Origin of the sequence: Mesorhizobium sp. M7A.F.Ca.MR.176.00.0.0 (genome assembly GCF_004023165.1) — a bacterium.
Classification (GTDB): Bacteria; Pseudomonadota; Alphaproteobacteria; order Rhizobiales; family Rhizobiaceae; genus Mesorhizobium.
The window spans coordinates 1-6,680 of record NZ_RZTC01000191.1; the positions used below are offsets into that span (position 1 = coordinate 1).

The following is a 6,680-nucleotide window of genomic DNA, read 5'->3' on the forward strand; positions in this document are numbered from 1 at the left end:
CTGGCCAATCTCTCCCCTCGAGGGGGAAATGTCGCCGAAGGCGACAGAGGGGTCGGTACGACGGGACGCGACCTTCAGGCTTAAAAAGAGAATGCTAGCGCTCCATGCGAGACGACCCCCTCTGGCCTGCCGGCCATCTCCCCTCAAGGAGGGAGATCAGCAGCTTCGGCGCCGCGCGCCCTTATCAACCCCATCTCATACCCCAGCGAGGCCTCCCATGACCGACACCCGCGCCCGCAATATCCTGTCCCGCCAGTCCGAGCTCGAGAGCGAGCGCAGCCAGTATGAGGCTGTGTGGGAGCAGGTGGCGGAGTTCTGCGACCCCGATGCGCCCGATATCTGGAGCGGCCGCCGGACCGGCGGCCCGGACTCGCAGGCCGAGCGGCAGGAGCGGCGCGGCGCCCGCGTCTATGCCAACACCATCAACTCGGCCGCCAACCGGCTGGCCGCCGGGCTGGAAAGCCTGATCATCCCGCAGTCGGAAAAATGGCACGGGCTGTCGACCGCCGCGATGAACGACGAGGAGACCGATGAGGAAAAGGAATGGGCGGAGGCCTTGCGCGATTTCCTGTTTGCGCTGCGCTACTCCGCCAATTCGAATTTCGTGCCGGCCACCCAAGCCTGCCTCCGCAATGTCGTGCGCTATGGCCCGGCCTATCTCTATGCCGAGGAAGGGTTCGGCGCGACGCTGATCCGCTATGCCTCGATCCCCGTGGTCGAGGGCTATCTCAGCCGCAACCGCTGGGGCCAGGTCGACATTTTCCACCGCCGCTACGAGCGCACGGCGCGGCAGGCGGCGCAGCTGCTCGGGTATGACAGACTGCCGGCGCGGATCAAGGTTCTGGTCGACGATCCAGCCAAATGCGAGACGAAAATCTCGCTGATCCAGTGCATTGAGCCGCGCGACGAACGCAAGATGTATCGGCTGGGCGGCCAGTACCAATATCTCGACACGGCCTTCGCCTCCTACCACGTCATCGAGGACGAGGAGGAGATCGTGCGGGAAAGCGGTTTTCGCACGTTTCCGGTGTCGACCTTCAACTGGCGGCGCTACGAGGGCGACCCCTATGGCATCTCGCCTGCTATCGAAGCTCTGACGACCGTGCGCGAGGAGAACGCGGTGCGCCGCTCGGGGCTTCGTGCCTTGCAGCAGATCACCGACCCGGCCACCGCCTCGAAGGCGCGGCTCGACTATGTGCCGGTGCTCAATCCGGGCGAGAATTATCCGGGCCTGATCGACGACAATGGCAGGCCGCTGATCGCACCGATCTCGACCGGGCAGAACCCGACCTATGCCTTCAACTACGCGCAGAGCCGCGCCGACGAGATCCGCGACATGATGTTCGTCAATTTGTTCCAGACGCTGGTGCAGAACCCGCAGATGACGGCGACTGAAGCGCTGATCAGGCAAGAGGAGAAGGGCGCGCTGCTCGGGCCGTCCGGCTCGATCATCCAGGCGGGCTTTGCCAGCAATCTCGACCGCGAGCTCGGCATTCTCGAGGACAAGGGGCTCTATGAGGAGGACAGCCGCTTCGTGCCACCGGAGAGCCTGGCCGGCAAGGCGGTGCGGCCGACCTTCACCGGCCCACTCGACGTGCTCAGGCGCTCGGCCGAGGCGCGCGACACCATCCAGGTGGTGACGACGGCCATGCAGATGGCGCAGTTCGATCCAGGCGTGATGGACAATATCGACAGCGACGAGGCGATCAAGATCGTGCAGAGCGCCGGCCGCAGCCCGCAGCGCATCTTTCGCCGCAAGGAGGAGGTGGACGAGTTACGCGATGCCCGCGCCAAGGCCAGCCAGGCGCAGGCCGGCATGGCGGCGATCGCCACGGCCGGCAAGGCCGCCAAGGACGCTGTGCCGGCGGCGGTGCAGGCACGCGACAGCGGCTTGCTCGACGGGTTGCAGGATATGCTGGGCGGCGGTGGTCAGAGTGGGCAGCCCGTCGGTCCGACGGGTAACGGCGCATGAGCCGGAAACGCTTCGCTCATTCCGGCCAGGCCGGCAGTCCTGCCAGGGCGCGGGACGCGCTGGCCAAGGCCTATCTCCGGGTGTTTTCCGGCGAGGACGGCGAGATGGTGCTCGCCGATCTCGCGGCGACGACCGGCTATTACCGGCGTCCGTCCTATGGCGAGTGGATGGCGCGTACCCGGACGCCGAACGGGTTTGAGCTACACAGCGCCTTGAGCAATGCGCGCGCCGAGGTGGTGCAGCATATCATGGGGTTCCTGACGCTGGACGATGCTCAGCTTGCGGCGCTGGAGAAGGCGGCGCGGGCGGAGGGGTAGCGGAGCCCTGAAGCTGCCGATCTCCCCCACGAGGGGGGAGATTGGCTGTTTCGGCGCCGGCGCCTCAGGTCCACCGACCCACCAGGGCAGCACCGCTCCAGGATTTTCCAGAAAAGTCGAACCGACAAAACCCGTGAACGCGACAGCCAGCGTGCGGCCCGGCCCTGCCGTGATCGCCCGCGCCGCACGCCCTTTTGTTCAAAGCCAGTTGGGCAGGAAACAGCCAATGGTCAGCATTATTCCTCTCTCCATTGCCCAGCGCCGGCTCGATACCGGCAATGCGGCGCAATATCCCCAGGGATCGCCGATCGGCGGCGCCATGCAGGGGCTTGGCGACCAGTTTTCCGCTGTCGCCGAGCGCTATCAGCAGATGAAGGACCAGCAAGAGGCGTTCGACGCCGAGCTGGAACGGCGCCGGTTCAACGGCCGGATCGCGCAAGCGGAAGACGAGGTGGCGGCGAATGTGCCGCCCGACGGCGCCCCCCGCATGAGGCCATGTATGGCCAGGTCGACCCGCGTAGCGGCCAGGTGGTCAAATCAGGCCTGTTCGACACGCTGTTCGACGATGCCTTGCCTGGCATGCCCGAGAGCCAGCGCGCCAACTTCGCTGGGCAGAAGGAGGCGATGCGGGTGGTTGGCGCGCGGCGCATGGCGCAGCGGCAGCTCCAGCAGCGCAAGGACTACGAGCAGGTCGAAACGACCACGGTGCTCCAAGCCATCACCACCGCAATAGGCAAGGCCGACCCCGACGACACCGTCAGCTTCGAAACGGCCAGGCAGGACGGACTCGACCTGATCTCCAAGAGGGGCCTCGACCCGCAGATCAGGCAGCAGGTGGTGAAGGACTGGGTCAGCACCGCCGCCAAGGCGCGGTTCGAGGCGCTGATCGCCAGGGACCCGAAGCGCGCGCTGGAGATGTTTGGCGTCGGGACGCCGACCTCCGGCAGAGAGGCCCCCGGCGATGCCATCCAAGCGGCAGGCAGCTTTGGGAAAGGCGACCGCATTGGAAAGCGAACGTCCGATCCGGTGCCCGATCCGATCGTGACCAAGCCGGCAGCCTACCCTCTCGCCAACCTATCTCCAAACGACATTCGGCGACTGATTGACCAGGCGCACGCCGCGAACACGGCCCAACTGATCGAGGCGCGCACCAACATCACCCTCGCTTCGCAGAACGCTCCGGACGCAATCGCCAACACAGGCAGCTATGCCGGCAATATGCCCAGCCCCGGGGACTTCGCCGCCGTCTATGGCACTGAGGAGGGCGGCGAACAGTACAGGGACTTCAGCCTAAAGCTGGATGTCGGCCGCCAAACCTTCGACATGCGAACGATGTCCAACCAGGCCATCCACGCAGCACTGAGCGATGCGGAGCCTGGGCCGGGAAGTTCGCTGGAAGAGCAGGAGCGTTACAGCGCGCTCAATGAGGCAGCTTCGCGCAACCTGAAGGCAAGGACCGCCGATCCTGGCGGCTACGTCCGCCAGATATTCCCTGACATTGAGTTGGCCTGGAACGATGCGTCAAAAAACGCGGATTATCAGGGTGCAATCATTCGATCCGTGGCGGCACAGCAGCAACTTGGCATTGAGGATGTTCAGCCGCTGCCGGACTCCATAGCCAAGAGAGCGGTTATGTCGTTCGCAAATCATAATGCCAAGGTCAGCGACTCATATACGGGCAATCGCGATCTTTTTGGCGGGATATCGGATCCTACCCTTCGTTTGAAGCTGGTGATTCAACTGATATATGCGGGTGTGTTGCTTAGTTTAAATATAAATCAATAAAGTTCCTATTTTTCATCGTTGACTTCTATATCGAGTCTCGCAAGTCCGTTCGGGACGATATAGACCAAGTTACTTTCGGTTGTATTGTATATCATGAATGTATGTTTCACTCCCGTCTTGTAAAAATCTATGTTCGGTTTCCAGTTTGAGAAAGAGCAGCATCCCATCGGAGAAAATTCTTCTCCGATGTAATCGATATATATCGAGTAGGATTCTTCGTCGGCGGTTAACTCGATGGAGAATTTTCCCGCCAGGTCAATGTCGCACTTCCTATCCTTCTGGCATTCATATGTACCTTCGTATTTCTTTCCGTGCTTTGTAGCTATCTCTATATGCGCAGTGTATTTTTCTTCTTTTATTTGATCGTATCCAAAGTACTGAACTCCAAAAATATTCGATAGCGCAGAAGCGTATACGATGATCTGTATTGGTGTGATCATGTCTTAATCCATATACTTTTGATATTCGAGTGTTTTTACGGAGAATTCTATGGTCGAGAGAAAGCCGCTTCCTCCCATCGTCACGAAGGGGACCTCCATTAGTCCAGAAGACGCGCGGCGCTTTGCGGTCGATCTTCTGGACAATTATCTCTTGGGTCCAAATTCTTTCTACCTGGAGGGTCCTTGGAAAGATCCGTACAGCCCGCACAAAACCGTGCTCAACGGAATCTATGATCCCGATCATCGTACGAAGAAGGGTACGCTATACTACAAGCTTTCCGAGCTTCAATCCAGGATTGGTGACTCTGAATCCAAGCCATATGTGGCGTCCTTGATGGATGGCTTGGAGAAAGTCAGAAAAGCGTTCGGGAATCGAATGGATTATGAAGAAGAGACGGAGCCATTCGAGAATTCTCCAGAGATTGATCCAGAAAGTTATGTCTCAAAGAATTTTGACCGCAACATGGTAATCGATCCCTACCGGTTTTCTAGATATTCGGGATCGGATTCCCCGGAAGCCGGTTCAATTGCCTATGCGTCGGCCAAGGCCATAGCTCAAAATTCCGGTGACTCTACGGCAAGCAATTCACTTTTATCGGTCGCACCCCTGCGTTTCAAAAGTTCCGCCCCGGAAATTCAGTATCAACCTGCCTGAGGATTACTATCCCGCCGAGCGATGAACAGATACATTCTGAAAGTAGATGGGAAGGCTGGTCGCGACGATTTCGGGATCGCGATACCCTTCCGCCTCGTCATTCGAAACGCATTCTCAATCTGCTAGAGTCGTTGGGAATACCGTTCGCTGTGGTCGAGCCTTACGAACAGTAACGGGAACACGCTGTCGCAACGTTGCCCGGGGTGTCGCCAAGCTGGAACACCCCTGATCCGGCCGCTGCGCGGCCACCTTCTCCCCGGGGGGAGAAGGGAAGATCAGCGCCTCAATAGTCGCCGTTATAATACCGGTCGTCGCAGGGCGCGGTGTAGATGCGGCCGCTGCGGTCCTGGTAGCGGCACATCTGTTCGCCGCGGCGCTGCGGTGTGGTGGAACTGCCGACGACCGCGCCGAGCAGGGCGCCGGCGCCGGCGCCGATGAGCGTGCTTTCGGTGTTGCCGCCGATGGCCTGGCCGACGAGGGCGCCGCCGGCGCCGCCGATCAGCGCGCCGGTTCCGGCCCGCTGCTGGCCTTCGGTCTGTGCGCAGCCTGCGAGTGCTGCAGTCATCAGCACGGCGGCGATGGCTTTGTGAAAGTTCATGTGCGGTCTCCCTTGAAGGCCTGAAATCCCTATGGCTGGCCACGTGCGGTCGCATTGCGGCGGAACGGGGGCACGAGGCCTCACGATATAAGACATGGTTTCTCGGGCGTTGATAGACCGGCGGCCGAAAACATCTCTTTCGAACAAGGCGCTAGCGGTGCTCCTTGTCAAAATGATTCAGCCTTCGACGGCTCGCCCCGATGGGGCTTGATTGGTCGCGCTGCCCGAATTGCCACTGAAAAATGGAGAAATGCCATGACCCGAGGTCTTCCCCGGACGCTTGCCCGTCCCGCCGCCCGCGAGGCCGGCCTTGCCCCGCCCAGGCCCGGCCTGAAAGCCGTCACCACAGGGCAGGGCGGAGCGTACCGCACCGTGTTCACCTTCGCCGGCATGCAGGTGCCGGTCACCGACGCGCTGGCCTATGCCGCCCAGAAGATCTTCGACTTCACTGAGGGCAAGGTGCGCATCAAGGGCGGCACGGCGCGGCTGCAGTTCGCTGTGCTCGGCACCCGCGCGACGACCATCAACGACAATGCGGCGCTGACCTGGTCTCTGGGTTCGGCGGCTGCATCGAGCGCGACGCTGGTCTCGACCATGGTCAACGTGCTGGCCTCGACCGCGCGTACACTCGACGGCACTGGCGCCGCGCTGTCCACCGCCTCGGCCACCGACATCGCCGCCGCCGCGACGCTGGATGGGACGACGACGCCGGTCGACCTCTATCTCAACCTGGCGTTCGCCACCGGGACGGATATCGACGCCGACGGGACGATTGCCGTGACGGGCACGATCACGCTGCTTTGGGAGAACTGGGGGGATAACTAGCCGCTAATCTCCCTCCTTGAGGGGGAGATGTCGCCGAAGGCGACAGAGGGGGTCGTCTCGCGCAGAGCGCTAACCTTCATCTGCATCT

General features: G+C 61.4%; 8 protein-coding genes. 5 read left to right on the top strand and 3 right to left on the bottom strand.

The features are described from left to right. Positions 1 to 217: 217 nt before the first annotated feature. Together EOB59_RS33080 and EOB59_RS33085 are read left to right on the top strand one after the other, a co-directional pair. Positions 218 to 1,972 (top strand): portal protein, encoded by a 1,755-nt coding sequence (locus EOB59_RS33080; protein ID WP_128290181.1) that lies wholly within the window; start codon positions 218 to 220, stop codon positions 1,970 to 1,972. Further along, entirely contained in the window at positions 1,969 to 2,289 is a 321-nt protein-coding gene (locus EOB59_RS33085) for a hypothetical protein (RefSeq protein WP_128290182.1), read from the top strand. The genes EOB59_RS33080 and EOB59_RS33085 overlap by 4 nt, the downstream gene beginning before the upstream one ends. Before the next feature lie 64 nt (positions 2,290 to 2,353). Here EOB59_RS33085 and EOB59_RS35745 read toward each other — a convergent pair whose 3' ends face one another. After that, positions 2,354 to 2,728, bottom strand: coding sequence for a hypothetical protein (locus tag EOB59_RS35745; protein WP_206622094.1), 375 nt, complete (start codon positions 2,726 to 2,728; stop codon positions 2,354 to 2,356). A gap of 56 nt (positions 2,729 to 2,784) precedes the next feature. On the opposite strand from EOB59_RS35745, the gene EOB59_RS35750 reads away from it, so the two are divergent. Continuing rightward, entirely contained in the window at positions 2,785 to 4,074 is a 1,290-nt protein-coding gene (locus EOB59_RS35750) for a hypothetical protein (RefSeq protein WP_206622095.1), read from the top strand. Between the two features lie 5 nt (positions 4,075 to 4,079). Here EOB59_RS35750 and EOB59_RS33095 read toward each other — a convergent pair whose 3' ends face one another. Next, positions 4,080 to 4,514 (bottom strand): hypothetical protein, encoded by a 435-nt coding sequence (locus tag EOB59_RS33095; RefSeq protein ID WP_128290183.1) that lies wholly within the window; start codon positions 4,512 to 4,514, stop codon positions 4,080 to 4,082. A 49-nt stretch (positions 4,515 to 4,563) separates the two neighbouring features. On the opposite strand from EOB59_RS33095, the gene EOB59_RS33100 reads away from it, so the two are divergent. Continuing rightward, a complete protein-coding gene (locus EOB59_RS33100) occupies positions 4,564 to 5,169 on the top strand; it encodes a hypothetical protein (protein WP_128290184.1) in 606 nt (201 codons plus the stop codon). Between the two features lie 283 nt (positions 5,170 to 5,452). Here the strand turns inward: EOB59_RS33100 and EOB59_RS33105 are convergent, their stop codons facing one another. Beyond that, the gene (locus EOB59_RS33105) at positions 5,453 to 5,767 is read right to left on the bottom strand and encodes a YMGG-like glycine zipper-containing protein (RefSeq protein WP_127809883.1); all 315 of its coding nucleotides are present in this window, start codon (positions 5,765 to 5,767) and stop codon (positions 5,453 to 5,455) included. A gap of 255 nt (positions 5,768 to 6,022) precedes the next feature. On the opposite strand from EOB59_RS33105, the gene EOB59_RS33110 reads away from it, so the two are divergent. After that, complete coding sequence (locus tag EOB59_RS33110) at positions 6,023 to 6,592, top strand: hypothetical protein (RefSeq protein ID WP_128290185.1); 570 nt, start codon at positions 6,023 to 6,025, stop codon at positions 6,590 to 6,592. Positions 6,593 to 6,680: the final 88 nt, after the last annotated feature.

Excerpts from the sequence above, each read along its gene's own strand:
- EOB59_RS33105 (WP_127809883.1), bottom strand. The coding sequence starts at position 5,767 with ATGAACTTTCACAAAGCCATCGCCGCCGTGCTGATGACTGCAGCACTC.
- EOB59_RS35750 (WP_206622095.1), top strand. The coding sequence starts at position 2,785 with ATGTATGGCCAGGTCGACCCGCGTAGCGGCCAGGTGGTCAAATCAGGC.
- EOB59_RS33095 (WP_128290183.1), bottom strand. The coding sequence starts at position 4,514 with ATGATCACACCAATACAGATCATCGTATACGCTTCTGCGCTATCGAAT.
- EOB59_RS33110 (WP_128290185.1), top strand. The coding sequence starts at position 6,023 with ATGACCCGAGGTCTTCCCCGGACGCTTGCCCGTCCCGCCGCCCGCGAG.
- EOB59_RS33080 (WP_128290181.1), top strand. The coding sequence starts at position 218 with ATGACCGACACCCGCGCCCGCAATATCCTGTCCCGCCAGTCCGAGCTC.
- EOB59_RS33085 (WP_128290182.1), top strand. The coding sequence starts at position 1,969 with ATGAGCCGGAAACGCTTCGCTCATTCCGGCCAGGCCGGCAGTCCTGCC.
- EOB59_RS33100 (WP_128290184.1), top strand. The coding sequence starts at position 4,564 with ATGGTCGAGAGAAAGCCGCTTCCTCCCATCGTCACGAAGGGGACCTCC.